This window comes from Photobacterium kagoshimensis, assembly GCF_050337045.1.
GTDB lineage: Bacteria > Pseudomonadota > Gammaproteobacteria > Enterobacterales > Vibrionaceae > Photobacterium > Photobacterium kagoshimensis.
Map to the genome: position 1 here is coordinate 414781 of NZ_JAKJSO010000010.1, position 25719 is coordinate 440499.

The window sequence follows — 25719 nt, forward strand, 5'->3', positions numbered from 1 at the left end:
GAAGAGCCGCTTCAAGAGTTAAAGACCAATGAACGGCTAGAAAGGAGATGTAGCAACGCAATAAAAGGGGAGCATCAGCCTTCTTTCATGACTGATTACCCAACCTTTAGCATTCTTACGATGAATAACTAAGCCACCCAACAATCACCCCAAAGCATAATTTAACATCGAACAATATTTATTCACACTAAAAAAGAAAGAGCGACAAATATAATTTAAACTTATATTTACAAGGCCAAATTAAATATATAAGTTGAAATAATCAATCATATTATTGCAATAACTAAAATCCACACCATCCAAGATGGATGATATACACATCCATTTCAGATTAAACTGCGATCAACTATTAAAGTAATGACGAAAGGCGATAGAAACATTGTTTTTATTGTTTCTATTTGTTTAAATGCACTTTCTTGTTAGTAACTTTAATTGATGAATATGAATATATTAATGGCTCTGTCTCAACGTGAGGTTACAGGAGCAGAGGTTTACGCAACAACGGTCGGTAATGAGTTAACTAAACGAGGCCATCAGGTTTTCTATATCTCCGACACGCTGACTAAGCCTCATACTGGGTCATTTTTTAAATTACGTTTCAACAAGCGAAGTATTCCACGACGTTTCTATCATGTCGGTTATCTTATTTACCTGATTAAAAAGCACAATATTCAATTAGTTCATGCGCATTCACGTGCATCTAGTTGGAGTTGCCATGTCGCTTGTAAATTGACAGGTACACCTATGGTAACAACCGTGCATGGCCGTCAGCCTGTACATGCATCGCGTAAAAAATTCCATGCGATGGGCAACAAAGCGCTACCTGTTTGTAAGGCCATTGAAGAGCAGTTAATGCACGATCTTGGTGTCGCAAAAGAACAGCTTGTCGTAAGCCGTAATGGAATTGAAACCGAACGATTCCAAGTTGTTACACCGCCAGAAAACACGCGTCCAGTCATTACTATCATAGGTCGACTTACAGGTCCTAAAGGTGAACTATGCTATCGCTTACTTGATACTTGCTTAGATTTAACCAAGTACGATGTTCGCGTTGTATCAGGATCGAAAGTTGAATCTCGCTTCGATAAATTCAAAGATAGCGTGACCTTTACAGGCTATACCCAAGATGTCCCGAAAATGCTCAGTGAAGCCGATTTAGTTATTGGGGCAGGCCGTGTCGCTATCGAATCTCTGATGTGTGGCAGACCCACTTTAGCAATCGGTGAAGCAACCTGTATTGGTATTGTCACACCAGCTAATATTCAACAGGCCATGACCACCAATTTTGGTGACATTGGTCCAACCGACCTCGATATTAATTTTGACACCATCGCCAATGAAGTTGAATTAGGCTTGCAACAAAAGCACTGTGATCTAGCCGTCACTAACACGGTTAAAAGCAGCTACGACCTATCTTCTGTGGTTGATCATATCGAGCAAGTTTACCAAGATGTTTACATTGATAAGCTTCGCCGTGAAATGCCTGTCATTATGTACCACCGCTTCATACAAGATGATAGCGAGAAAGGTGTACATTCAACTTACATGCATATAAAAATGTTTGAGAAACACCTTCAGCTTTTAAAGCGCATGGGGTTCGAGTCACTCACATTTGAAGATTTAGCCAAAGATAATGTCATTCGTCGATTAGATCCTGGCAAACGCCCTATTATGATCACCGTAGATGATGGCTATGCAGATAACTATCATTTAATGCTGCCTTTACTCAAAAAGTACGGCTTCAAAGCGGTCGTTTATGTCGTAACCGGTGAGAGCTTTAATCGCTGGGATGTAGAAAACGCAGATAACCCTGAAAATAAAGTCAACCTAATGTCTGCCGAGCAGGTGAAAGCATTAGCCGACTCAGGGGTGATTGAGATCGCAGGTCATACGATGACACATCCTAAATTGGACTCACTTTCACGCGATCAACAGCATGATGAAATCACCAAAAATAAGCAGCAACTTGAAGCGTTAATTGGCAAGCCTTTAACCTCTTTTGCTTATCCATTTGGTTTATGTAATCAAGATACCAAAGAAATAGTACAAGATAATGGCTATCAGTTTGCTGTCGCGACTAACTCTGGACCATTACGTTTCCACCAAGATCCTTATGAGATCCGTCGGATTGGTATTTTCCCGCGAACCGATGTATTTGGACTTTGGCGTAAAGTTAGAGGCAATTACCTTTTCAGGAAAGTGAAAGCTTAAATAAGCTGAATGAGTAATACGGGTTCAAGCATAATACGAACCCGTATTATGCTTAATCCCCGCATTAGTGTAGTTTTTTACTCAACAAGACTACTCAAGCTCTACAATGTATTTTTGTAGACCATGCCATCTTTCATGATTAAATTTTGCTTTTCAGGATTGGTAACACATTCTACGCCCGACAATGGGTTACCATCGATAATCAATAAATCGGCATACGCACCTTCAGTAATAACGCCCAACTTACCTTGCTGATAAGGGTGCTGATACGTCGACATCTCGAATAAACGCCCACAGTTTGCCGTTACCATGCGTAGAGCCGTTACCGAATCAAATACATTTTCTATGGCTTGTAGTTCATTTGACTGTGTTTTATGCACATCGAGACTGCCGACACAATCGGTACCAAAACACACGTTTTGAATATCGTACTTCTTAATTAACTCTGCCGACTTAAACATCGCTTTACCAACGCGCTCAGTCTTTTGGTACAAGATTTCATCGCCCAATGGGATCTTGCGCTCAGCAATCAACGACGATGTAAAATACGAAGGAATGACATAAATCCCTTTGTCTTTAATAATTTTCGCAATGTCATCATCCATAATAGTGGCATGTTCAAATGACATCACCCCCGCTTCAGCAGCACGACGCATTGCATCTGCAGTATGAATATGGGCGGCAACATACGTGCCGTAATCCGAAGCCGCTTCAACCGCCGCTTTCATTTCATCAAGGGTATATTGCAAAGTATCTAGCGGATCAAAGGTTGATGATGCACCACCACCAGCCATGATTTTGATCTGAGATGCGCCCATAAATAGCTGTTCACGCACCGCTTTAAGCACACCAGAACGTCCATCGGCAACGGTAAACGCACCTGTTTTCATTAGTGGAGAATCTTCATGCGTACCAACACGTTGTTGTGCCTGATTTTGGCGATAATCTGAGTGACCACAAGTTTGCGAAATAGCAGCTTGTGAAGGGAGGATTCGAGGGCCAGTCGCATAACCTTGATCGATGCTATTTTTCAACCCCAGGGTGTTACCCGCCACATCACGAACAGTGGTAAAGCCTCGCATTAGCATCTCTTCTGCCACTTTCGCAGAGCGGATTGCAACCTCTTCACGCGTCATTTTATCTAGCTCATGGAAAGGTGCTGACATCGTGATATGAACATGTGCGTCCATAAGCCCAGGCATAACTGTTTTGCCTTGAGCATCAATAACTTCATCCGCTATTGCTGGATCAATATCTCCGATCTTAGTAATCAGATTATCTTCGATAAGAAGAGATGTATTACGCTCAAGTTGATCATCAGTACCGTTAAAAACATTGGCGTTAATAATTGCAATTTTCATGACAAAACTCTCTCTGTTTTTTCGTGTTATGACTTAGGGTGTGGTCATATCATAGGAAAAGAGTGAGAGAGAGAATTGCCATTTGATGACAGTGGCTATTTTGACCGATTCAATTTCCGATATTGGGATGGCGTCATCTGCATCTGACGTTTAAATGCGCGGGTAAAGTGGGCGGAATCGGTATAACCCATCTTGCTGGCTATATTGGTAAGCGATAAATCAGTATTACAGATAAGGTCAATAATCTGCTCAAGTACCATCTCTTCAATAATGTCGCTGTATATCGCCCCTTCTTTTTCTAAACGCCGCTGCAAAGTACGCACATTAATCCCCAAGATGTCTGAGGCCCATTTGATTGAAAGCTTCCCCATCGACAAATAAGGCCTAATCGCCAGCTTAAACACAGCAACAAATGAATCCGCTTTAATTGAATCTGTCATGCTATCTGAAAACGAAGCACGAGTTGGCAGATGAACAGGGCTAAGCATCATTTCTTCAGGGATCGCGACCGCCATGACAGAACGCGCAGTATAAAGCTGGGTATTTATGAGTGGCTTGAAGCTCCGAAAAATATCGGCATCGTGGGATTGCAGTGCCAATTCACTCGCACTCCATTTACCCGAGGTTAATGTTAACAACAGTTCATGAATAAAAATCACAGAAAACAGCTCTGCGTACTGGAAGCTTACGTCATGGCTAAACGGTTTATCCCTGACTAGCCACCATTTACCACCTCTTTGCTGGGTATAGACTTTACTGCCAGTAGCTGACTGTTGCAGTAACTCACAGCACTCATCTAATGCTGCTTTTAAGCTTGAAGAGTGAGTCAGCTTTTCAAGCAAGCGAGGAATATACACATCATGACAAACACTCCATACCAAGAGTCCAAACTGATCAGGCGTTGTTCTACTGCCTAAAATTTGAATTAGATTTTTCAGTGCGTTTTCAGGTAAATAATCGTAACAACTGTCTGTACTATGCAGATCATTAGGGATCCTAGACGCTTTCAACAATGCATACATATCATGATCTAACGTTTTGAATAGTTGCGAAAAAAACGCAATATCTTCGCGCTTAACTAATGCTATTTCGCGATTTTCAACCATCGCATTCCCCCCTATACCGCCCCTAGACAGATAAAAACAGTATTGTCATCAAATGGCAAGAACTTCTAAACCTGATCGCTAAGATGGAACAACACTTAGTCATCAAGGTATAGCGTTATGTCACATCAATTCAATCAGTATAAATCACCATTACAGCAATCATTCAAACATGCGGTTTCTTATATTGAATCACTGCCAGATCGAAAAATCGATCAAACACCAACATCACAGCAGCTTCGCCAAGCGATTGCAGGACCACTCCCGCTTCATGCTACCGACCCTGCAACCGTTATCGATGATATGGTTAAAAATGTCGATGCCGGGCTCATTGCGTCAGGTGGTCCTCGTTTCTTTGGTTATGCGATTGGCGGTTCATTCCCAGCGTCATTAGCAGCTGATTGGATGGTGAGTGCTTGGGACCAAAATGTACCGTATTTTGTTTCAAGCCCAGCAATGGCTGTGGTTGAAGAAACCGCAGCAGAATGGATGGTTGAGCTACTCGGTCTAACAAAAGGCTCGGCTGTCGGTTTTACTTCTGGAGCACAAGAAGCGATTTATACTTCATTGATCACGGCAAGAAATACACTATTACAACGTGAAGGTTGGGATGTGGCAGCCCGTGGCATGTATGGTTCACCTCGCATCCAAGTGGTTATTAGCGATCAAATCCACTCTACCATTAAGCGCGCCTTATCCATGATAGGTATTGGCTTAGAAGACATCATCAAAGTACCAACAGATGACAACCTAAGGTTGATCCCCGAAGAGCTGGAACGCGTGATGAAATTGTGCGAAGGACCAACCTTGGTATGTGCACAAGCGGGCTGTATTGATTCAGGTGCGTTTGACCCCTTTGATCAAATTGCTGATTGCGTAGAAGCACATAGCAACGCATGGCTACACGTTGATGGTGCTATCGGTCTATGGGCGGCGGCAAGTGATAAACAAAAACACCTATTAAAAGGCATTGAACGTGTCGACTCTATCGATACCGATGGCCATAAATGGTTCAACATGCCTTACGACTGCGGCATGGTGATTGTCAAAGATCCAAGCACGATCACTACCGCTATGGGCGGGAACAACATGGGTGATTACCTGAATGATGCGATGGAGAAGCCCGATCGTAATGCGATCAACTTCGGTATTTCAGCATCACGCCGCGCACGAGGTGTGCCAGTATATGCTGCATTTAAATCGCTAGGTAAAGAAGGTATTGTCGCTCATCTTGATAATTGCAGTGCACTAGCAAAACTGATGGCAGAAAAACTGGCGGCAGTAGATGGGATCACCATTCTTAACGATGTCGTTTCGAATCGTTTTTCCGCTCAATTTGGCTACGGTGATGAAAACTACCGTAACGAACTGACAGCACGTGTCGTACACCACTTACAAGAAGAGGGTTATTTATACCCATCAACATCAGGCTACAAAGGCTTAAAAACCATGTTGATTTCAATTCTAAGCTGTCATACCAGTGAAGAAGATGTCGTAACCTCAACCAAGAAAATCATTGCTGCCTACCATCATGAGCAGGCAATGATGAAAACAGAATCGCATCAAGCGGACTGCGTTAATTAAGCCATTCAGCACTAGCACAATAAAAAACGAGCTAATCTTTAAGGTTAGCTCGTTTCAGTTATTTACTCTGCCTATTCTCGTTTGTAATATAGAAACCACAATTTACTTTTATACCCATACAGGATGTAAGATGAATAAAGTGAATTTTCTCAAAATCAATGGCCATATTGCAGAAGAAGTAATTAAACTCGCAGTAGGAAACGATCAAGACCACCTGATTGCGACTAACGCAGAGTGGCTGACTCAAGCTCATTTTAATAATGACAGCATAGACTTTGCTATCTATCACTGCGGGCAGCCCGCCGGGTTAATTTCACTCATCGACCCAAGAATTCGAGCGATTCCAGATGTTCACTTTCAACCTGATCACTTGTACGTTTGGCGATTAATGATAGATCATGCATTTCAAGGCAAAGGTATCGGCAAGGCTGCGGTCGAATTTGCCAAAAGCTATGCACAGCTAGTCGGATTATCGGGGGTCTCGTTAACCACAATGGATAATGAACAAGGCAATGCTAAGCCCTTGTATTTAGCGAATGGTTTCACGCCGACAGGACGCAGACTTGACGATGAAATCGAGTTAATATTTAGCCACGATTAAGCGCTCTCATTAACTCGCCGACTAATCACCGCCCCCCACCATCAAGTCTAACGGGCCTAATCATCAAGACTCGGCGCGCGTAAACAACGAATAATACGTGTTACATCAATGTTCGACGGTTGGAATTTTCCTAAACTGATGAAAAATTTTCATCAGTTTAGATTATGAGCCAAGCCAATACCCAACCAGCGACACTACAACAAACCACACTACAACAAACCATTGCCAGCTTTACTTCTATCGAACAAGCGCTGGAATACTTCGACATTGGCTTTGATAGTCGCTTTATTGATGCCAATCGTCTTGAATTAACCAAACGCTTTAATGGCTATTTAATACTCACTAAACCTGATGATTGGTTTTCAGGCAGACGCGCACTGAAGAATGCCTACTGCAAAGTACAGCGGAGTAAACTAGACCGTCATACCCGTTCAGCTTGCCGTGGCTGCACATCTTGCCAACGTCGCTAAGCTCCATCATCACTTTTTTTATTACACACTTAGAGACATTAAAGCACCAATGGCGATTACAAATACTAGCGCTTTAAGCTGAACTCTCTAACCCATACATCTGATTCGCAAGCCTAATCGATTCTATCACTTTGGCACGGATAGAAAGTGGCGAGACAATCTCAACAAAGTTCGCATTCTTCATTAACCACCACTCAAACGCTAAGCTATCTCTGACTTTAGCTGAAATACTTGTATAGCTATCATCACTCGCGATAATTTCTTGTGATTCACAAAAGAGTGGTTCTTCGAGTAAATGTTGACCACGATAGTTTTCGATTCTCAATATAATTTCAGTCCACGCTCCACCTGAGAAGTGAGGAATATGCGTCACAACATGCTCCCGAATATCAAACCCCTTGATAAGATGCTGCGTCGAAAATCCAATCGCTAGAGACTGAATACGATGCAAAGCGAAAGTCCGAAATTCACCTTGTTTTATCGCGATGAGATAAAAACTATTGCCGTGCAGCACAATCCCTAGTGGAGATATATCGTATTGCGTCGCTTTAGCAGCACCACGCTTTTGATAGAGCAGCTTGAGATCTCTTTTTTGCATCAAGGCAAGCTCTATTGTTTTGAAATACTCTTCATCTAATTCAGGGGCATTTAGCTGAAACTCTAAAGGAAAGTAACAAAATCGCTCTCGCCATAACGCCACTTGTTTATTGTCTTCACGGTTTAAGGCACTAAAAATAGACTGGGTTTCCCCCCGTAAGGTCGGTGGCAGTAAATTATTAATCTCTTGCTCGATTACCTGTAACGAGACCACAGATGACATGGCATCAGGGTGTACAGGATGAGGTTGCCCTTGCGCAATGCGATACCGATAAGGGCGCTGTTCAATAAGGACTTCGATACACCAATGATCCGCACTCACCTTATCAAGAATACGCTGCACTGCTTTCATTTGGCTTTTGTCTGAAACCTCTCGATTAATCAGACCCACGCTGTCTAATCGCTGTTTCATTTCTAATGTTGAAATCGACTCAGGAAAGCACGGAATACTCTCAAGTACTTTCTGATAACGCTGGATCTGAACACTCACCCTATTTACCCCACCATAAAATTTCAGCTGCCTTACAGTATATCGATAAAGTTTACTGTCAAACACTTAGGCGACACATTATGTCGCCTAGATGTTTACTATAGCACTTGTTCACAACACATCAGGGGCGAGTCATGCAAACACAGACAATGGATATAGAGCAAGAGCAAGGCAATTTCGATTTCTTAAAAGATGGACTGAGCGAACTTTATACCCAGGCTTGCTTGGCTGAGCGCTACTTTACGAACGACCCTCAGTCTAGCCTCGTTAAAATGCGCTTATTTGTAGAGATTGCCTGTCATGACTTGGGACGACATTTTTCTTTATGTCCTCCCGTTCACGGTGAGTTGGCCAACAAAATTAAAATACTGGATGCCTCAGGATACGTTGAAGGCTGGGTTATCGATGCAATGAATTCGCTTCGTTTAGAAGGAAACCGCTCTGTTCATCTAACTGAAATTAATGGTAATCATGTTGCGAAACTGGAAGTATCTACACTGCGTATGCGCCAACACATGCGTAACCTTCATGATATTGCTCGCTATGTGGCTGAGAAAGTCTTGAATGTCTGTTGCAAACAGATCCCAGATTGGCATGAACCTCTACAGTGTGACATCAGCGAGCATGTCGCCGCGGCATTAAATGGTCATCGTGACTCCAGCTTTTACCTTGCTAATCGCTTCTACCATGAACTTGAAACTATGCGATCTCTCAAAGGTACTGACCGTTGGTGGACTAAAAACACATTTATAGACAAGCAAGCCGACCTCGCTTATTGGCTAGAAAAAGCGCACACACAAGGCCACAGTGAAACCTGGCTACTGTTTGCGAAAAGTTACGCGAAAAAACTATTACAAGACGTTGAACAACGTGATGCAAAAAGCTGTTTTAAACTGGCTATCAAGCAAGATGAAACGGGAGAAGCCGCCTATGAATACGGGCGCTATTTAACCAATCACGGTGAGACGAAACTAGGGCTGACTTTCATCAAGCAAGCCGCTGAAAAAGGCTTCAACGAAGCGCTATCTGCGATGTTAGAAAAAACAGTGGCGACGGATGACTATCCGAATTGGTTACACCTCGCTCTTAAATGCAATGTATTAGAAGCCTATACCTGCGAAGCCTTTCGCACGCTAGAGGAGCATGAAACCGAAGCCTCAGCGACAACCACTAAGCGCCTTAAATCCGCATTGGTCAATGCTCAAGCGCGTCGCGCACCTGGCTATCAGTTTGTGAAAGCCTATGCCGACCTTCATGTTTTTAAGGTAATCACACCTGAATGCGCAGCAAAAATCATGGTTGATCACTATAAAGATCTCCCAGAGTACCTCTGGTATGAAAGTAAGTTGTTTACACAAATCTGCCAAAACAGTGCGTACTTCAGCTTGGTATCAGAGCTATATCAACGCGCAATTTACCAGGCGGACGATGAACACCAAGCGTCAGAGATTAAATTCCGTATGGCCCAATTAGCATTGGCTGAATTCACAACCAAGAAATCAGTAAAAACCCCAGCAGATATTCCAACGATGTTAAAAGAAGCCGCTGACGCAGGCCATCCTGAAGCAAGAGAGTTTATAAACAGTACGAAAGGAAAAGCCGTGATGAAACGCTGTGGCTTTCGTTCATCAGGTAATCATCAAAAAAGCGCCACCAGCAAAGATAAACAAAAGCGTAAACGTAAACTGGCTAAAAAAGCGAAACGGAAATAAGGGCTCAACATGACAGCATTAACTATATCAACCACCGAACTTGGCTATGACTTTGATATCGAATTAAGCAGTTGGCATGACAAGCTTTGTGGCTATCGCGTGTTCCCAAATAAAAAAACACCTTTAGACGGTGGCTTAGGGATTGGTTTTAATTTTGTGGCGCAATACGACCTTGATGGTGCATGGCTTTCACAAATCCCACAGCACTATTTAACGATCACCGAACCCTTTCCTGAATACCAATATCAATTACTGTGGTTAGCTGCCAATTCAACGGCTGCAGCGCAAATATTAGAAAGCCGCCCTATCATTTTAGTTTTGGTATGCCATCGCTTTCGCGTGGATAATGAGAGCGCACTCCGATTATGTCAATTAGGGCAACGCTGCATCCTACAAGCGTTAGGGTTTGATGGGCGAAAAGCATCGCTTAAATTTTTAGACCGCCTGAATATCAACTTTTCTCAAGGTAACGAGCTAGAACACATCATTCGTTTACTTAATGCCAAAGAACAGCGCTACCTGAAATTTAAGCACTACACTTCGATTGAATATAACAATCTAGTGTTAGATCAAATTCATCCCTTCCTTACAGGAAGTCGTCTAGGGCTCTCTGTCGCCAAAGAACAACGGGGCTATCGTACTTGTGGCTTAGCCACTTTCCAGGATGTATTAATGCTCGGGCGCGATCTTGGTATTCATGATCCGATAGCTCATATTGTTCGGCAGCCATCATTAGCCGCGTTAGAGCAACTACACGACCGTTGGACAGATCAGCGCAATCAGCGAATTTATGGTAAGCGATTAAAGCCCATAGATCATGATGTGCCCTATGCTCTACCACTCAAAGGAACAAGTAACATTATTCCCATCAAAGACTATGCAGCGTTAGTCGAAGAAGGGCGAAAACAACGCCATTGTATTTCTGTCTATCACAGCCGCATTACCTCAGGACAATATTGCGCATTTCGTATGCTGCACCCTGAACGCCTAACCATAGGGATACGCCGCCTTCCTCGGGGACGTTTCCCATTTGAGATAGACCAAATATCAGGGGTTAAAAATGCCCTACCATCGGAAGAAAGTCGACAACTTGTTCACGCTTGGTTTAGCCACTGCCGTCAAAGTTGGTATTCAGAGAAAAACAGTGAATAAGCCATAAAAATACAGCTGTTTTATCCTTTTTTAACGAAACCCCCCCATAAACTGCATATCAGTTCATGGGGGTAGCTTTCGTTCAATCAGCAAACGTTTACTGCGAGTTACACTTACCGAACGTAACCGTATTCAGTCCTTCTGATGCTTGCTTTACTGTGTCTGCACACATGGTTTCTGTAAAGGCGAGTGTATCGTTAAAGTTGTAACCAATTTGCTCACGAGTATCATAATTGGTGAACAAAAAATCACCGTTATCATGGTTATAAACAAACTGAGTCCAAGTTGCGTATGTTTCACCATTCACAGGGTCAATCAAGTCTTGTGGTACAAGGTTACCCGCATTGAAAGTGCTCAACAATTTACCGCGAGTTTGCGCCCAGCTTTTGCCTTCTTCTAGTGTTATGTGGCTGGTGTTAAACAAGCCGCGTAAGTTACGATCAAGCGATGAAATTGATGATGGAATATCTTTCGCGGCTAAATCGGTTAAATCTACCTTTTCCACATACGCACGGTGTGTTTGCTGTAGCGGTGCGTTAGCCATGACACGAAGATCGGATTTGACATCACCACGGTGCATCACCATCTTGCCGCTCTTATTCAACTTGGAAAAGTGCAATGTTACCCGCTTTATCTTGAACAGAAATATGTAAACCATGTTGCATTCAGTACAAGCCATCAGCCCAAGTAACTTGGCAGCGACGATGTATTGCAGTGCTCCCTAAACACATATTTGATATTTACTCGCACCAAATGCGAATAATTATTTTTCAGTTTTATTCTTGCTTCTGTAGTACCTCGCATGATGAATCAAGTAGTATCTAACCATCATCAGTTATGTTGTCAGTACCATGGAAAAGATAAACGCTCAAAACTCACCACAAGAAGACACACTCACGCGGCTTAAAAAAGCATTTATCACTGGCATTTTTGCAACGCTCGCCAGTATATCCATTGGGTTTATCTTCAAAATTTGGCTAGCGCAGTGGGTCGCTAAAGAAGATCTGGCATTATTTCATAGTGTGGTGGATATCATTTCTTTGTCACTGATCCTAATGACAGGCTTTCGTTCATCCATGGTCGTCAGCTACAGCCAAACAAAGAATGATCGCGATATCATCAATATTTTCCGATTTAGTTTGATCATTATGGTCTTGATTACTTGGGGGCTAGTCATTCCCTATATCAAACATGAACTGAATATCAACGTTAGCTATTATCAGCTGGTTGGGATCATATTCAGTATGGGGCTCAAGGTTTATTTCACCAACCTTGTTGCCATGTATCGGCTTTACAGTATTTCAAACAAAGTGACTTGGCTAGATCCATTAGCGAATGCCGTACTTTTCCTATTCTGCTTCTATGTGATCGAATTACCCCCTCTTTCATCACTGTTCTATAGCATGACCTTATCTTCCCTTGCCGTCGCAGGGTTTATGTATATTCGTCGCCGAAAAGAGATAGCAACCAAACCACTGTCGACCGTTCAGCTAGATCCAACATTGATCAATTATGTCAAAAAGAGCTTTACCGCATCGTTGGAGGCGGGGGCGAGTATCTTAATGATCTACATCACGGTACTACTGACCATTAGCCATTTCAGTATTGATGAACTTGGCGATTTTCAGGTTGTGGTACGGCCTATATTTACCTATATGACTATGCTGTTTGTCTTCCCGATTTACCGTTTTGTACTACCTGAACTCGCCGTTTGTGTGCGCCAAAAGCAACATGATCAGGTTAAACAGATCCGCCGCTGGGTATTCAAACTGTCTTTTATCGTTTCTGCGATCTTTTTTAGTATCATGCTGATGTGGGCGAAACCTATCGTTCTTTGGGTATTCCCTGCTGAGTACGTAGGGGCTATTCCAGTGTTATTCCACTTCTCGATTTTCTTTATTTTCATGATGCTCAATGCCTACCAATTGGCTTACATTAAAGCACATGGTCACTTTACACAGAGTCTACTTATTCGCTTAAGTGGTATTGCCAGCTTAGTGATTGGCTATTACGGTTTATCGCTATTTACCAATAATGTGGTGGCTATCATTGCTGCATTAGGAGTGGGGTATATGATGATGTTTATCTTATCAACCCTTGCGGAACGTCAAATATTACGTCAACAACAAGCTGTAGAGGAAAAGTGCATTGAAGTTAACTAACAAGCTCGTACGCTATCCACATATTGATGTTGACCGCGCTTTTGAAAAAGAAGATGAATTATTGCAGCAAATACAGGCAGGTGAGATTGCGCAGGCCTTGATGCTTTGGCAAGCAAAAACGCCCACACTTGTTTTACCCGCGGGAAATAAATGGCCAGTTACAGAGCAATCTAAGCAAAGCTTAGCGGCACAAGGTTGGCAACTCACATCACGCAAAACAGGTGGCGCGCCAGTTCCCCAATTACCGGGGATCATTAACCTGTCGCACATTTATCATTGGCCCGGCAAAGAACCTTACAATATTCAGAAGGCTTACTTACAGTTATGCCAGGTTCTGACCCTGTATTTTAAAGGGCTTGGTGTAGACGTAGATATCCATGCAACACCAAGGTCGTACTGTGATGGTGACTACAACCTTAATATCAATAAACAAAAGGTAGTGGGAACCGCCCAGCGTGTGTTACTCAAAAAAGGCGGAGGGAAAATCGTACTTTCTCAAGCCTGTATTTTGCTAGATGTCGACCTAGAAGACATCGTTGCCCCCGTGAACTTTTATAACCAAGTTTGCGGAAATGCAACCGTGATTGATGCACAAGTTCATACACCTTTGTACGCACATTTAACAACGCGACCCAGTGTTGATTTTCTCTTTCAACAATTGAGCCAGGCATTCATTCAACATGCATGATGTCATCGATATAACACCATGCTAACTCATAGGGAGACGCGCCATCGATGCTAAGGCTCGAACTCGACGCTGTTGTTTCTTCCTGCCTATCGGTGATGACAGTTCCAAGCGAGTTACGATAGGTAAAACTAAGTGACATGAGTGTGCTAGGTTGTATTGCTAATAATACATAAACTCTTCTAATTCATACGGGGGAAGATAACGAATAGCTTTGTCATCATTGACACCAGTGCATTTTAAATCAACTAAGATATCTTCGTTCTTTATTACATAAACGCCCGCTTCTTCAATTTTTTCTCGTACTCCCCTCTCTTCATCTATCCATTCACCATTCATAAGTCTTGAATAAATAACATACTTATAAGCATTGTTTTTAAACGTTAAATGCCCTTCCCCACCACCACTATAACCCGTAATGCTAAAGTGAACAGGTGAAACTAAGGTCAATTCAATTGCCCCTAACTTCCCGTATCGATAAATCAATCGATCATCCTTCTTGGCGCAGACTGAAACTATTTTACTTTTAATATTGCAAGAGAAGGATTCGACTTCTCCACTGCGACACAAGCTTCCAGACCAAACATTTGCTGTAAAGAGTATAAATGACAGAGGCAATAGATATTTTTTACTCATTATTCACCACATTTAAAGAAGAAAGTTACCGATTAATTAACTCATACTACCACTGTGGGCAATAATTTATACGCCATGATAATAATCATTTATCCAATAAATATGACAATAGGTGAACAACTGATATTTGAGTAGTAAGAGAGTTGACCATTATAAACAAAGAGGAGCCAGCCAATCATGGCTGACTTTAAATAAGATCAAATATTGAATCTAACTGAGCGACAGTTTCCGCTATTTTTTAACGCCAGAAAAAAGTGCAACACAACCAACTACATGAATGCTGACATTAGAAAAGTGCTTCTCTAGTGCCTGTTTTAATGTTGCTAATTCATCCTTCGAATTACAGAAAATACCCTTCTTGTTGTAGAGGTTCATGAGTTTTTCAGCAAACAGATTCTTAGGTACTCCCTGTCCAAGTATTGTGCTACCAAAAAGTACGCCTCCCTCATTAAGTATCTCTTTTAAATTATCAAAAATGATACCTTTTTCTAAAAATGAACCGGGAAGACAGTGCAATAAATAATTGATACTAATTGAATCAAATTTATCACAATGTAACGTTAAGGGATCCAACACATTAGCTCGATAAACTTCTGGTTTAAAATACTGAATAGCATTTGCTGTTGATTCTAAACTATTTTCATTTAAATCAAGCAAACCGACTCTTCTTTCAATCTGTGATAAGTGGTTTTTCAAATAATATCCAGTACCAACACCAACATCGAGGTGATTTGTTGATGCCAATTCTTCAAACTTCTGTCCAATCAACGATGTTGGGCACTTCCATAAATAACGATTAGAAAAGCCTAGAACCCATAAATCATAAATTGATAGAACTTTCTTTGTATATATAGCCTGTCCGGCAACTACCGCATCTTTATTCATTTTATGTCTGTCATTTATTGTTGTAACCAATAAACTTAACTGAAATGGTAGTGTAATCAAATCTTACCAGCCTAAAAAACCAGACATACACCAATAAGCAGACTTAAAGGATGTCGCATGAGCGATGTAACACAGCTAACCACCACAACAAACCAAGCTCGGTGATATACCGATATCTTTTCGTCCACCAAACAACATTCTATTTAGATGATGTCTGTGCAATAAAGGTAACGCTGAGATTTAATACCATAGAGAAAACACTCAGTTAGTTTCTTATGTTAAGCACCCCCTCGTATAGATTAAATAACCAACACTTATTGATCGTGATTTGAGCTATATCTCAGGATTTTTAGTAAGATTTTGATCTAATGAACAATTCCCTCGCAATTACCACTTTAGGGTTATAGTATTCAAGTCCTATTCAGCAAGTATAATTGAAACTAGATGCATCAACATCTATGGAATGGACACCTCAAATGAAATGTAACTGTACTCAAGTGAAACGCATTCGTCGCAACTTCTGGCAACGCCTAGTGTATACCTCGATTCACCAGTGCCAACAATGCGGAAAATTATTTAAATTATAAAGCGTTCGCATGTAGTTCCACGGCAAACTCAAAGCTAAATAAACAACGTTCTGAACTCGGCTTAAATCATGTTATTGCGACTTTAATCAGCGCATCAAGGTGACGAAAGCGTACGATTGAATATCGTACTTTAGTGCTTTGCTCATTTGGAATGATTAAATATAAAAGAACGCAGAATAACCTCTGCGTTCTTTTGTTTATTAACCGTTGTTCTGGGTATTATAAACTAACTGTATTGTGATCATCTGCTGTCGCGTTATATTCACCGAACCATTCAAAGCGCAGTCCTTATCCCCTCTCTTATTACTTTGCTTATTTTTAGCGCCAACGAACACATAAATTATAAAACGGGTAAGTTACACACACTTACCAGCCAGGAAATACCCCTTTGATAGATGAGATATTGATCAACAAATGAAAATCAACAACCGTCTTTGTCTTGAATTATGGTCAAACCTAAACCATAAATTATGAACATAGGGCCTCATTTGGCCTCAATACTTGATAGGTAAAAGACCCAAAAGAGTGGCAGTATGATTGATTTTGAAGCATTTAATGATGCGATGGACGGCGATAACGACATGATGGCGATGATTATTGAGCTATATAACGAAGAACATGGCAACGATATCCAAGTTATTCAAGAAAAATACGCCAACAGTGACATAGACGGCTTATTGCATACTGTGCACTCCCTGAAAGGTGTACTGCTGACTTTATGTGAAGAGAATGCCAGTGAACAATTTGAGACAATAGAACGCTTATGTAAACGCGGGGAAAAGCCGGCTCCCCAGATGATCAATACTGTTCTGAGCGAAATGCTCAAAGTGAACCAGCAAATAGCGACTCATACACGAACAAACTAATGGTAGCCATGCTTGCCTAGCTCATGAGTAACCAAATCGCGACACCAAACATCAAACTTCCCGCGACTCTATTCATGGTTTTGACATTTTGTTGATTCATCAACAATCGGCGTAATGCCTTGCCACCGCTAGCATAAATCGACATACACACAAACTCAGAGATCATAATAATGCCGACAAGCAACGCCAACTGAGGGACAAAATCTAGCTTTGAATTAATGAAAGGGGGTAATAATGAAATCATAAATGCCCACCCTTTCGGATTGGCTATCGCAGTAATAAAACCTTGTGCTATCAGTCCTAGGTTCGATGCTTGTGAAGTCTGTAAATTATCATCACTCAGTGCCATTTTGCCTTTCGACTGCCACATTTGCAGGCCGAGATAAGCCAGATACATAGCGCCAACGGTTTTAAACACCACAAACAGCCAAGGCATTTTGACCATAACAGCGGCAATCCCTAATACTGCGCTAATAGCAACAAGGGCGACACCCACTACCTCACCAAGCATCATCCACAGGGTTCGGCGAAATCCAATACTCATGCCCAAGCCTAGAGCCAATGTCATGCACATGCCGGGGGTTATCGACACAAAAAAGAAGGTTGGTATAAACACCAACAACACGCCATATTCCAATCTTATGCTCCTGCAAGTAACGATTTATTCGCACTGTAGCGGTATTTCATTTACGAACCAATAGCTAAACAGTAAGTTGTACCGAGAAAAAAGCCACCGTAGCGTTATTACTTCTACGGTGGCTTTACTGATAACACCAAACTCAACGGTTATTACTCCGCTAAGCAACTTCGTTAAGTTTATCGAGCTTATCTAACAATACGTCTTTCTTAAATGGTTTAGCCACATAATCATCCATCCCCGATTCAAAGCACTTATCAATGTCTTGATCGAGCACACTGGCTGTTAATGCGATTATTGGCAATCGTGATTTTTCATTTTTCCCTTCCCAAGCACGAATCGCTTCTGTCGCAGAGAAACCATCCATTACAGGCATCATGCAATCCATCAAAATAGCTTTAAACTGCTTACCTTGCGTTATCGCATCTACTGCCTCTTGACCGTTATTTGCTAACTCAAAATCATAGCCCGCTTTCTTCAAAAACAGCGAGGCAACTTTTTGATTCACAAGGTTATCTTCAACGACCAGTACCACATCCTTCACGCAGACTTCAGCATCGACAGTGACACCCTGTTCTGCTTGAACTTTTCTATGATGTTCTTGCATTTTTTTCAAGGCTTGGCTGGTTGCTTTTACCAAGCGACGACCAAACAAGGGGGCGCTAATCACACCATCAATATGTGCACCAAAATCATATTGCTCATCACTGTTGCTGGTACATACCACGACAGCAGCGGGTGATTTTACCGCCTTAATTTCTGCTATGGTATCGATTGTGCGGATCAACGATCTCTGACAGAACAAGATCAAATCATAGTAATTTGAAGCACGCTCAACATTACTCATCACCGTCTCAACGTCGACAGCAAGGCCATGTTCAACACACTGCGCTCTTAATGCATCGGCATAACCCACCTCATTGGTCACAATTAACGTCTTCACGTTTTGTAAGTCTGCTACTTTCGGCGCTTGGGCTTTCACAACATCAACATCTATCGTGAAGTGGAAGGTACTGCCTTTGCCTTTTTCAGAATCTAACGCTAAATCACCGTCCATCAACTCAACAAGCTGACGACAAATAGCCAAGCCTAAACCTGTCCCGCCAAACTGGCGCGTAATTGAACCATCTTCCTGCGTAAATGGCGCAAATACTTGTGCTTGCTTGTCTTTGGCGATGCCAATCCCTGTATCTATGATTGCAAACCGAATCGCCGCCTGACCGTTCTCTTTCATCTGCTGAGTAACGGACAAGGTCACCGATCCCGATAAGGTGAATTTCACCGCATTCGACATCAGGTTCATCAGAATTTGGCGTAAACGATGCTCATCAATCATAGTTAACGCCGCGACATCAGGCGCAATATCGACTTTCAGGGCTAAGTTTTGCTCCGACGCTTTTGCCATCACAATCGACATGGTGTCGTACGCGACTTCACGGACATTACATTCCGTCGGCGCAATAACTAAGTTGCCTGATTCAATTTTAGAAAGATCTAAAATATCGTTAATCAGTAGCAATAAGGTCTGTGAGGATGTTTCGATAATTTGCAGGTACTCTGACTGAGAGGGATTGAGATCGGTATCCGACAATATTGATGACATACCAATGATGCCGTTTAGCGGCGTACGGATCTCGTGCGACATATTGGCAAGGAAAGCACTTTTGGCGACATTGGCATTCTCAGCTTCTTCTTTCGCTTGCAACATTTTCGCTTGGTTATGATAACGTTCATCAATTAATACATTCAGCTTTTGCGTAAATAAAGTAAACTCATCACGTCCATCCTCTTTCACCTTCACAGCATGATCACTCGACTCTTCAATTTTTGACATGGTTTTAATTACACGCCCCAAATATTGAATAATACGTTTCGCTAAGTTTACCCCTAAAATAGTTAACACTATCAATGTGAGTAAGATTGCACTGGTAAGAATAGCCATCTTCACTTTAGCATTGGCTATTGTAGTGTGGATTTCAGAAACGAGTTGCTGGCCTACTTTACTGACAACAAATTGAATTAAGTTATAGCGTTCATCCAAGGCTTTTAGACCGACGGCAACCGCATCTTGAGATACACCACCACCTAATAACCCTTCACGCAAAATGAAGCTGTTCGCGAACGCAGGATCAGAGAAGGTTTTTTTCAGCAATTCGATTTGCTGAGGATCGGCATTAATTGAAATAAAGCGGTCGATATAAAGCTGTTGGTTTTGAATGACACTCATTAATTCTGGTTTGATTTCATCTGTCAGATCTGGCGTCAGTAGCAACTGGCGAATATACCAATTCTCTTGCTGAGACCAGAACGACAACCAATTGAGCTGATACAAGACACCCAGATTTTGTTCGACTTTTTTATTATTAATGATCAATGGTGACTTTTCTAAGCTGGTTAATATGCTAGTTAATGTTTCGTCAATCCACGCAGACCAATCTAACAAGTCTTCTTGGTGTATTGCCGAGAATTCAGATACTGCATCAGATAAGTCATCGACCAATACATTGGCAGAATTCGCTTCTTTTGTTGTGAATGCATCAGGGACGAGTAGCTGTAGTTTTGTGACCTTTTTATTCAGGTCGTTCGGCATGGAATTAAGATTTGGACTCGATGTCTCATTTTGCATCTGCGTTTTCAGTAAATGCGCTTCAGATAAGAAAGCTGAGGTCTCACCCAATAAACTCACACGGGTGATAAGCATGTTTAACGCATTGACGTTTTTATAGAGGCTTTGGATCTCTAACCCTGCGAAAATGCTCATAAAAGCCAATGGTAGAATAACGAGAACAAGTAGCCTCGATTTAATCGAAATCCGATTCAGTAGGCTCATATCTTCTCCTTGAACGTGAACCTGAACACCTTTTTTAAATGTCTATTTGTAGTTACACAAGTGTAAACTATCATCAATACTAGGACTAATTCAGGATGAATGGTAAATAATTAATGAATAATGGACTTAACCTAAAACCTATTGTGACAAAGCTCTTAATTACGAGCTTTTCCCTTGGGTTATCCCTTTCTGCATTTGCCAATAATAAAGCCGCTGAAGATGTCGAATTTGCCGTTTTTTCGATGAATAAAGACATTCCACAACTAAGCAAAAGTAAAGCTCGAATGCTTTATAAAGGCAGAACAAAAAAATTAAATGGCAGCATAAAAATCGTTCTGGTTGATTTACCAGAGAACTCGATTCACCGAGAAGAGTTTTACGACATGCTTTTAGGCAAGTCGGTATCACAAATGAATGGATATTGGGCATCGTTATCGTTTTCTGGTAAGGGGAAGCCACCAGCAGAACTTAATAGTGATGATATCAAGGACATTCTTGAATGGCTCAATCAAAACCCAAATGGGATTGCCTACGCGCCAATTAGTACTGTTCCTGAAAATGCTAATATTCTGATTACCGTCTTACAAGGAGAGTAAGCATGAACATAAAATATCCCCTTCTTGTAGCAGCAGCGATGCCTTTATCCTCATTCGCTGCCATTGATATTACCGATGATTTTTCGATTAGTGGTTTCGGCTCGACTTCTATTGCTAAGTCGAATAATACAACACCATTATTTATCCATCGTGAAATCACTGACGAAACTTGCTACGACTGTGACACCATTTTTGGTATCCAAGCCGACTACACCATTACAGAAGCCTTGAACGCATCTTTACAAGTCGTAAAACGACCACAAGATAAATGGTCAAATCCTGAAATTGAGTGGGCCTATTTAAGTTATGAGATTAATGAGCTCACCGTTAATGGTGGTCGTTTACGTCTGCCATTATTTCTTGCATCTGAATACTACTATGTCGGCCAAGCCTATACATGGGCTCGTCCCCCTCAAGAGGTATATGACAGTATTTTAGGTTTTACCTTTTATGATGGCTTCTCTTTACGGTGGGAGAAATCAGTATCAGATGAGTTAACAGCATCAGTCATGCCATTTTACGGCTTTGGTCGTGAAAATAAGACCAAGCTAGGTACCTATGAGCTCATTTTCGAAACCGACTTCATGGCTGGATTATCAGCAGAAATCACTGGCTTCAATTACCGTCTTCACTCGGCATACATGTACACAAAATTCGAGCAAAACGGTGCACCCTCTGAAAATATGAATATTTTCACACTCGGCGGCGAATACTCACTCGATCAGTGGCTATTCATGGCAGAAGTTGAGCACGATAAACTACAAACTAACTGGTATGTTTCGGCAGGTTACAGTTATGACGCTTTTACCCCTTATGTCACTTATGGGCAAAGTCACGAACGCCGCTATACCAAGAGCATCACTGCAGGCGTGCGTTACGATGTCACCCCTCAAATATCGCTCAATGCCGAGTGGCAAGGCGTCTACTTACCGCAAGAACGTTACGACCAAGGTAAAGATGGACAGTTCGTTATACCGCCTATCGCCCTACAAGAAGATAAAGATGTGCAAGCCTATACGCTCATGATCAACTTTGTGTTCTAAGACTTTACCCTCCTAGAACTACCCCATATAACAAAGCCCAGCTTACACTGCTGGGCTTTTACATATAACATTTGAGCAAGAGCTAGATTAATGACTTTTCATGACTACCACGGGTCGCTGATCAACTGTGATGATGTGTGAGTCAACGTCAAAAAGATCCCAAATGAGTTGCGATGTGATGGCGTTACTTGGCTTATCAAATGCGAACAACTCCCCTCGATGCAATGCTGCAATTTTATCGGCGTATTGGATTGCAAGGTTCAAATCGTGGATCACCATGAGTACACAGGCATTACTGGTTTTAGCATAATGCTGGACATAGTTAAGCAAACGTAACTGATTTTGCATGTCCAATGCCGATGTCGGTTCATCAAGCAACAAGACTTTAGGTCGGTTAATGATCGCTTGTGCAAGTCCCACCATTTGGCTTTCACCACCCGACAAATCAATACAATTTTTATTCGCTAAATGCAGGATCCCCATCTCTTCTAACAGAGTTAGCCCCTTTCGTGCACTCTCTTTTTTCGCCATGAGCGATGTCGAGTCGATATTAAGAGTGGTGATCAATAGCTCTATCACTGTAATACAGGCGCTAATACGGTGATCCTGTGGTAGGTAGCCAATATCATCCAGCGTTAACGGCCGATCACAATACTGAATTTGCTGCGGCTGATACGGTGACTGCTGACGAAGTAAGGCTGTCATTTGACGTAATAAGGTCGATTTACCTGCCCCATTTTTACCTATTAATGCCACCATTTCCCCATCTATAATGGTGGGGATAGTGAGGTTATTTAAGACATTTTGCTTACCAAAGGATACCGATACTTGGCTAATTGTTAGGCTCATCCGAAACGCCCTCCCTTTTTAATAATCAAAAAGATAAAAAACGGGATACCTACAATCGACATCACGACGGTCAGCGGCAGAATAATCCCCGGCATGATGGCTTTACTGGCAATGGACGCTAATTCCAACAAGACCGCGCCGACAAGAAAAGAGGCAGGTAAGAAGAAGCGTTGATCTTCCCCCAATACCATGCGAGCAATATGCGGTGCCACCAGGCCAACAAAACCGACTGCGCCGACGAAAGACACAGATAGCGACGTAATCACAGAGACTAAAAACAAGGTTTTCATTCTTAGCTTCTTAACATTAATTCCCATGGCTTCTGCACGCTCGGTACCTATTTTTAGGCTCGATAAACGCCACGCATCTTTCATCATAATGATGAGTACAAGAGGTAACACAACCGCCAGAATCGCAATTTTCTCCCAGCTACCACGATCGAGCGATCCCATTTGCCAAAACACTAACGTCTGCAACTGCGTTTCACTGGCAATGTACTGCATCATGGTTAACAAACTGTCGTAGGCAAACATGACAGCAACACCAAATAGCATCACCCCTTCAATTGAGACTCTTTTCGCTGAGGATATGCCGGCAATCAGTAACGTGGTGAGCAAACACATCACAAATGCCATGACCGCAATTTGGTATTGCTCAGGAATAAAAGGAATGGCCACGACATTGGTGATCACGAGTGAAGCACCAAAACCTGCCGCAGCTGACACGCCAAAGGTATAAGGATCTGCCAGTGGGTTATTCAACGTTGTTTGCATTTGGGCGCCAGCCAGCGCGAGGGCCCCTCCGATAAACGGTGCCATCAACGACATTGGCATACGAATATCCCACACAATGATCTTACTGGCGATGGAAGCATGAGCAGGGTCGAAAATCGCTTGGATCACAGCACCCAACGTCAACCCTTGCGAACCAATAAGTACATCAGCAATGACACACACTATGCTCAGAATAAAGAAGGCTGCCAAAGCAACCTTCTTTTTATTATTACGAGCAAAGTGAGCGTTTAACTCAAGTTGCAAGGCATTCACTTTGTCATCGCCTCTGCATTGTTTTGACCAAACTGTCCACTGACTTGGCGATCACCAAACTTTAGGTTCATTTCTTCAAATGTCTTTTCTGGATCTAATGCCGTGAAAACTTCAGGGTGCAACCACTTAGCAAAATATTCCATTGCGACCAAGTTGTATGGCGAGTTATAGAAGGGCATGTAAATCGAATACACATCATTGTTTTGATAAGCCGTTAGCGCTTTCAACCAGCTGCGATCCATTAAGCTTTGCGTTGCTTTCTGAATCGCTTTTTCATTCGGGCTATAGCCAAGAGGAATACCATGGGTAGGTTGACCATCTTTATTGATCCAACCTGTTGTTTGCATAATGTAGACATCTGGCTGCGCCGTAATCACAGTTTCTGGCGACATTTGGCCAGTATTCGCGCCTTTCAACGGCTTGATCGCAATGTTGGTAGCTTTTAAGAAAGGAATGTATGCGCCCATATTGCCTGTGGCAAAAGTACGACAACATGATGCTTCATACCCAGCGGCACGCTCAATGAAAACACGCTTGTTTTTTGCACCTGGATATTGAGCTAGAGCGCGCTTTATCGAAGCAACATGCTGATTGTAGTAATTAGCAAAGGCTTCACCTTTCTCCGCGCGATTAACCGCTTGTGCAACAACTTCAACCGATTTAACCGTATTTTCTAATGGGTTTTCACGAAAATCGATCGCAAGGGTTTTGATACCAGCGTGATCGAGCTTTTCCAATAATCCTTTCTCTTGTGCCAACTTTATATTGGAAACATCAACAATAAAAAGATCGGGTTTTGGCTTCAAATTAATAAAGCGCTCAGTATCGAACTCCCCTGATTTTATTTTGCCAATAACAGGCACAGTATCCAATGATGGGTATTGCTCAAGATAGTTTGCATACATGCTCGGGGCAGACATGCGCATATCGTCACGCGCGGCGACAAGATGCTTCGCGGCCTCTTGTTGGTAAATAATTTCTAATAACGGAAATACACGAGCGGATGATAACGCGATATGTTCTGGTTGATGATCAAAAGTGACCGTTCTACCCGCAACATCGGTAACGGTTATTGGGTAATCTGCAGCAAACGTTGATACAGAAAACAGTGAGCCAACTGCGATAGTGAGGATTGTTTTAGTTATGTTGAGCAAAGTGAATATCCTTTGAGGGAATTTTATTCACGAATAATAATGAGAACAGTTATTATTATAAATGCCATTTATTGGAATATTAGTCTACCAAAAAGATCCCTTACCCCTCCTTTATGACCCATCTCGCGACCACTGCCAATCACAGGTCGCTTCCACATGATTGCATATCGGCACGTCTCATTTCGTATCTTCGCTTGTTCACACTTTTATTCTGTCGAGCAGCAATTAGCAAGTTAACGGCAGGTTTCGGCTAGTTATCCCCCTACCTATCAATCAGTATTAAATGCAATCACAACATGCAAGCCCGTATAACGGGTTAAGTGTTGCTATAAGCCTTGAAAGAGGGAACGAAAATGCTAACAGGATATTGGTCAGTCGATGCGTTTATAGTGGCAAATCTCGTCCTATGTGTGGTGGTAGCTACTATCTACGGCTATTACCAGATCACCGGTGGTGGAATGC

General features: G+C 42.1%; 22 protein-coding genes. 11 read left to right on the plus strand and 11 right to left on the minus strand.

Annotated elements, in window-relative coordinates:
* Positions 1–441: 441 nt before the first annotated feature.
* Positions 442–2211, plus strand: coding sequence for a bifunctional glycosyltransferase family 4 protein/polysaccharide deacetylase (locus L4C35_RS07470; RefSeq protein WP_428462291.1), 1770 nt, complete (start codon positions 442–444; stop codon positions 2209–2211).
* A gap of 101 nt (positions 2212–2312) precedes the next feature.
* On the opposite strand, the gene L4C35_RS07475 is transcribed toward L4C35_RS07470, so the two are convergent.
* A complete protein-coding gene (locus tag L4C35_RS07475) occupies positions 2313–3572 on the minus strand; it encodes a metal-dependent hydrolase family protein (RefSeq protein WP_428462292.1) in 1260 nt (419 codons plus the stop codon).
* Positions 3573–3667: 95 nt separating this feature from the next.
* Entirely contained in the window at positions 3668–4678 is a 1011-nt protein-coding gene (locus L4C35_RS07480) for a helix-turn-helix domain-containing protein (protein WP_428462293.1), read from the minus strand.
* Positions 4679–4795: 117 nt separating this feature from the next.
* On the opposite strand from L4C35_RS07480, the gene L4C35_RS07485 reads away from it, so the two are divergent.
* The 3 genes from L4C35_RS07485 (at position 4796) to L4C35_RS07495 (ending at position 7330) form a co-directional block, all read left to right on the plus strand.
* Positions 4796–6259, plus strand: coding sequence for a pyridoxal phosphate-dependent decarboxylase family protein (locus tag L4C35_RS07485; protein WP_428462294.1), 1464 nt, complete (start codon positions 4796–4798; stop codon positions 6257–6259).
* 130 nt (positions 6260–6389) lie between these two features.
* A complete protein-coding gene (locus L4C35_RS07490; protein WP_428462295.1) occupies positions 6390–6860 on the plus strand; it encodes a GNAT family N-acetyltransferase in 471 nt (156 codons plus the stop codon).
* Between the two features lie 164 nt (positions 6861–7024).
* Entirely contained in the window at positions 7025–7330 is a 306-nt protein-coding gene (locus tag L4C35_RS07495) for a nitrogenase-stabilizing/protective protein NifW (RefSeq protein ID WP_428462296.1), read from the plus strand.
* 73 nt (positions 7331–7403) lie between these two features.
* Here the strand turns inward: L4C35_RS07495 and L4C35_RS07500 are convergent, their stop codons facing one another.
* The gene (locus L4C35_RS07500; protein ID WP_428462297.1) at positions 7404–8417 is read right to left on the minus strand and encodes a helix-turn-helix transcriptional regulator; all 1014 of its coding nucleotides are present in this window, start codon (positions 8415–8417) and stop codon (positions 7404–7406) included.
* Between the two features lie 134 nt (positions 8418–8551).
* Here L4C35_RS07500 and L4C35_RS07505 point away from each other — a divergent pair, with 134 nt between their 5' ends.
* Together L4C35_RS07505 and L4C35_RS07510 are read left to right on the plus strand one after the other, a co-directional pair.
* A complete protein-coding gene (locus tag L4C35_RS07505) occupies positions 8552–10129 on the plus strand; it encodes a DUF4145 domain-containing protein (protein WP_428462298.1) in 1578 nt (525 codons plus the stop codon).
* Positions 10130–10138: 9 nt separating this feature from the next.
* Entirely contained in the window at positions 10139–11281 is a 1143-nt protein-coding gene (locus L4C35_RS07510) for a PcfJ domain-containing protein (protein WP_428462299.1), read from the plus strand.
* A gap of 97 nt (positions 11282–11378) precedes the next feature.
* Here the strand turns inward: L4C35_RS07510 and L4C35_RS07515 are convergent, their stop codons facing one another.
* Positions 11379–11867: a hypothetical protein gene (locus L4C35_RS07515; RefSeq protein WP_428462300.1), complete on the minus strand. Its 489-nt coding sequence runs from the start codon at positions 11865–11867 to the stop codon at positions 11379–11381.
* A 265-nt stretch (positions 11868–12132) separates the two neighbouring features.
* Here L4C35_RS07515 and L4C35_RS07520 point away from each other — a divergent pair, with 265 nt between their 5' ends.
* On the plus strand, positions 12133–13443 hold the full coding sequence (locus L4C35_RS07520; RefSeq protein WP_428462301.1) for a lipopolysaccharide biosynthesis protein: 1311 nt from the start codon (positions 12133–12135) through the stop codon (positions 13441–13443).
* Entirely contained in the window at positions 13430–14131 is a 702-nt protein-coding gene (locus L4C35_RS07525) for a lipoate--protein ligase family protein (protein WP_428462302.1), read from the plus strand. The genes L4C35_RS07520 and L4C35_RS07525 overlap by 14 nt, the downstream gene beginning before the upstream one ends.
* Before the next feature lie 159 nt (positions 14132–14290).
* Here the strand turns inward: L4C35_RS07525 and L4C35_RS07530 are convergent, their stop codons facing one another.
* Together L4C35_RS07530 and L4C35_RS07535 are read right to left on the minus strand one after the other, a co-directional pair.
* Positions 14291–14764 carry a hypothetical protein gene (locus L4C35_RS07530; protein ID WP_428462303.1) on the minus strand — a complete coding sequence of 158 codons (474 nt, stop codon included), beginning with the start codon at positions 14762–14764 and terminating at the stop codon, positions 14291–14293.
* Between the two features lie 231 nt (positions 14765–14995).
* Positions 14996–15649 (minus strand): class I SAM-dependent methyltransferase, encoded by a 654-nt coding sequence (locus L4C35_RS07535; protein WP_428462304.1) that lies wholly within the window; start codon positions 15647–15649, stop codon positions 14996–14998.
* A gap of 1120 nt (positions 15650–16769) precedes the next feature.
* Between L4C35_RS07535 and L4C35_RS07540 the strand changes: the two genes are divergently transcribed.
* Positions 16770–17102 carry an Hpt domain-containing protein gene (locus tag L4C35_RS07540; protein ID WP_428462305.1) on the plus strand — a complete coding sequence of 111 codons (333 nt, stop codon included), beginning with the start codon at positions 16770–16772 and terminating at the stop codon, positions 17100–17102.
* 16 nt (positions 17103–17118) lie between these two features.
* Here the strand turns inward: L4C35_RS07540 and L4C35_RS07545 are convergent, their stop codons facing one another.
* Complete coding sequence (locus L4C35_RS07545) at positions 17119–17739, minus strand: LysE family translocator (RefSeq protein WP_428462306.1); 621 nt, start codon at positions 17737–17739, stop codon at positions 17119–17121.
* Positions 17740–17899: 160 nt separating this feature from the next.
* The gene (locus L4C35_RS07550) at positions 17900–20569 is read right to left on the minus strand and encodes a hybrid sensor histidine kinase/response regulator (RefSeq protein WP_428462307.1); all 2670 of its coding nucleotides are present in this window, start codon (positions 20567–20569) and stop codon (positions 17900–17902) included.
* Between the two features lie 113 nt (positions 20570–20682).
* On the opposite strand from L4C35_RS07550, the gene L4C35_RS07555 reads away from it, so the two are divergent.
* Both L4C35_RS07555 and L4C35_RS07560 read left to right on the plus strand, forming a co-directional pair.
* Complete coding sequence (locus L4C35_RS07555) at positions 20683–21165, plus strand: hypothetical protein (RefSeq protein ID WP_428462308.1); 483 nt, start codon at positions 20683–20685, stop codon at positions 21163–21165.
* Between the two features lie 2 nt (positions 21166–21167).
* A complete protein-coding gene (locus L4C35_RS07560; RefSeq protein ID WP_428462309.1) occupies positions 21168–22208 on the plus strand; it encodes a porin family protein in 1041 nt (346 codons plus the stop codon).
* Positions 22209–22295: 87 nt separating this feature from the next.
* Here the strand turns inward: L4C35_RS07560 and L4C35_RS07565 are convergent, their stop codons facing one another.
* From L4C35_RS07565 to L4C35_RS07575, 3 genes are read right to left on the minus strand one after another with little or no spacing between them, the layout of a single operon-like run.
* Positions 22296–23057, minus strand: coding sequence for an ABC transporter ATP-binding protein (locus L4C35_RS07565; RefSeq protein WP_428462310.1), 762 nt, complete (start codon positions 23055–23057; stop codon positions 22296–22298).
* Positions 23054–24103, minus strand: a complete 1050-nt coding sequence (locus L4C35_RS07570) for a FecCD family ABC transporter permease (RefSeq protein ID WP_428462311.1) — start codon at positions 24101–24103, stop codon at positions 23054–23056. Before L4C35_RS07570 ends, L4C35_RS07565 begins: the two co-directional genes overlap by 4 nt.
* Positions 24100–25248 (minus strand): ABC transporter substrate-binding protein, encoded by a 1149-nt coding sequence (locus L4C35_RS07575; protein ID WP_428462346.1) that lies wholly within the window; start codon positions 25246–25248, stop codon positions 24100–24102. Before L4C35_RS07575 ends, L4C35_RS07570 begins: the two co-directional genes overlap by 4 nt.
* Positions 25249–25719: the final 471 nt, after the last annotated feature.